Source organism: Streptomyces sp. NPDC060198 (assembly GCF_042728415.1).
GTDB lineage: Bacteria > Actinomycetota > Actinomycetes > Streptomycetales > Streptomycetaceae > Streptomyces.
This window is the reverse complement of the sequence record NZ_JBHWZJ010000578.1, coordinates 1-2,943: the sequence shown is the minus strand read 5'-3', so window position 1 is coordinate 2,943 and position 2,943 is coordinate 1. Positions and strand designations below refer to the sequence as shown.

2 protein-coding genes are annotated in these 2,943 nt (G+C 69.5%); one reads left to right on the top strand and one right to left on the bottom strand.

Annotated features, from left to right (window positions below):
* Window positions 1-45: 45 nt before the first annotated feature.
* Entirely contained in the window at window positions 46-1,089 is a 1,044-nt protein-coding gene (locus ACFWEP_RS33665; protein WP_387375955.1) for a terpene cyclase, read from the bottom strand.
* A gap of 331 nt (window positions 1,090-1,420) precedes the next feature.
* Here ACFWEP_RS33665 and ACFWEP_RS33660 point away from each other — a divergent pair, with 331 nt between their 5' ends.
* A complete protein-coding gene (locus ACFWEP_RS33660) occupies window positions 1,421-2,887 on the top strand; it encodes a GuaB1 family IMP dehydrogenase-related protein (protein ID WP_387375953.1) in 1,467 nt (488 codons plus the stop codon).
* Window positions 2,888-2,943: the final 56 nt, after the last annotated feature.

The window sequence follows — 2,943 nt, the reverse complement described above, 5'->3', positions numbered from 1 at the left end:
CCCCGCGACGGGGTGCCGGCCTCTTCGCCGTACCGGACGGGACTCTCAGCCCCGCGCACGGCCGGCCCGGTCGGCCGCGATGCCGAGCACCGCTTCCTCCAGGTACTGACCGGGCTCCTCGTACTGGCTGACGTCGGCGGGGTTGTACCGGGGCGTCTGCATGGACCAGTCGAGGTTGCCGCGCATCCAGCTGCGCATGCCGTTCAGATAGGGCACCAGCAGGCCGGAGAGCTGGGGGTACAGCTCCAGGAGTTCGTCCTCCGCGGTCAGGAACCGCTCCGTTTCCGTGGCTATCCGCTCCGCGACCAGGTCCAGCGCCTCCTGCTCGCCGAGCCCGCGGTGGTGGCGGACCAGGTGGACGAGGTTGTGGATCTCGCCGAGGACCTGCTCCTTCTCGTAGGAGTAGACGTCGTTCGCCCAGCACACCACGTTGCACGAGGCTTCGAGCGCGGTGATGAACCGGGGGTCGTTGTGGATCGACGCGGGGGCCTCGATCCCGGCGACGATCTCTATGAGGTCCATGCAGACGTGTATCGCGCCGGTGTGACGCCGCTTGGCGATGTACGTCTCCTCGGACGGGACGACGCCTTCCGCGCGGTTCCCGGCCTCCCAGGTCGTGGCGGTGGTGAGGTACGCCACCAGGTGGAAGGCGAACCGGGTCCGCCAGTGCGGGGGCACGTCCGGAATCGTGCGTTCCCACAGATCGGTCAGGGCCACGACGGCTCTGGGCAGGTCCTCGTCCGGCTCCGCGTCCGGGGCGGTGCCGTCCACCACGGCACGCATCCGGGCGACGACGTGCCGCACCCGCTCGGGGTCGCGGCCGAGATGGCCGTCGTCGAGCTGGTCGTCGACGAGGAACAGCCAGACGAACCAGTCGGCCACCAGGTCCAGCCGACCGGGATCCGCCGTGGGGTGGACCATGCCGACGAACGCCGCGAAATCGGCTTGTTCGAACCGCTCGCGCGCGGACTCGCGGTGCACCAGCCCGGTGCTGCGCGTCCAGCTGTCGAGGTGCTCTCGGGTGTGCCCGACATGCGGATTCGTGCGCTGGGGGAACGGGCAGTAAATGTCCGGCAGTTCACTTTCCACGGGCGGATCCGGGTCCTCTCCGGTCATTCGCGTGACGGGCGGCCAGGGACGTTCCATCGATGCCCCGGGGTACCCCCAAGACCTGCGGATGGTGAAACTACCTGACTGCTTGTCACCTGGTCCAGCAAGGAAGACCGGCACGAATTCGAATCGTGTTCGATTATCTGGAGGTGGTGTGTGCGCGCCACCCGATCGGGGTAGGTTCCGCCGGTCGGGGTGCGGTCCGGCAGTGCGCCGCCGTGCGCGCCTGTAGGAATCTACGAGCGATGGCGGCCATCGCTGTGCCTTTTCCGGGGCGACCTGCGGCGATTCCCGTGGAACCATGGGTGTCATGCGTTTTCTCGAACCTGGCACCGGCCGTTACTCAGACACCCCGTCCGTCCCGTACGACCTCACGTACGACGACGTCTTCATGGTTCCGGGGCGTTCGGCGGTCGGATCGCGCCAAGGAGTGGATCTTTCCGCGCCCGACGGCACAGGGACGACCATCCCGCTGGTGGTCGCCAACATGACCGCCATCGCCGGACGGCGGATGGCCGAAACCGTCGCCCGTCGCGGCGGTCTCGTCGTCATCCCGCAGGACATCCCGATCGAGGTCGTCACCGAGGTCATCTCCTGGGTCAAGACGCGCCACCTCGTCCTCGACACCCCGATCGTGCTGGCCCCCGGCCAGACCGTCGCGGACGCCCTCTCTCTGCTGCCCAAGCGCGCGCACGGCGCGGGTGTCGTGGTGGACGAGGACGGGAAGCCGGTCGGTGTCGTCACCGACCACGACCTGACCGGTGTGGACCGCTTCACGCAGCTCTCCGAGGTCATGTCCAAGGACCTGGTCGTGCTGGACGCGGACATCGACCCCCGCGAGGCGTTCAACCGGCTCGACACGGCCAACCGCAAGCTCGCCCCCGCCGTCGACGCGGAAGGCCGGCTGGTCGGCATCCTCACCCGCAAGGCCGCGCTCCGCGCCACCCTGTACACCCCCGCCACCGACGCCGAGGGCCGGCTGCGCGTCGCCGCCGCCGTCGGCATCAACGGAGACGTCGCGGGCAAGGCCAAGCAGCTCCTGGACGCCGGCGTGGACACCCTCGTGGTGGACACCGCCCACGGCCACCAGGAATCGATGATCAGCGCGGTCCGCGCGGTCCGCGCCCTCGACCCGCGCGTCCCGATCGTCGCGGGGAACATCGTCGCGGCCGAAGGTGTGCGCGACCTCGTCGAGGCGGGCGCCGACATCATCAAGGTCGGTGTCGGCCCCGGCGCCATGTGCACCACGCGGATGATGACCGGAGTGGGACGGCCGCAGTTCTCCGCGGTCCTGGAGTGCGCCGCCGAGGCGAAGAAGTACGGCAAGCACGTCTGGGCGGACGGCGGCGTCCGCCACCCGCGCGACGTGGCCATGGCCCTCGCGGCCGGTGCGTCCAACGTGATGATCGGCTCCTGGTTCGCCGGTACGTACGAGTCGCCCGGTGACCTCCAGCAGTCGGCCGACGGCCGGTACTACAAGGAGTCGTTCGGCATGGCCTCGGCCCGCGCGGTGAAGAACCGCACATCCGACGAATCCTCCTACGACCGCGCCCGCAAGGCGCTCTTCGAGGAGGGCATCTCCACCTCGCGGATGTTCCTGGACCCGACGCGGCCCGGTGTCGAGGACCTGATCGACTCGATCATCGCGGGCGTCCGCTCGTCCTGCACCTACGCCGGTGCCGCCTCCCTGGAGGAGTTCGCCGAGAAGGCGGTCGTGGGCGTGCAGAGCGCAGCCGGATACGCGGAGGGCAAGCCCCTCCACGCCAGCTGGAGTTGACCGGCCCTCTCGCTCACGACCCGAACAACTCCTGTGCCCCCCGCGGTGTTCGACCG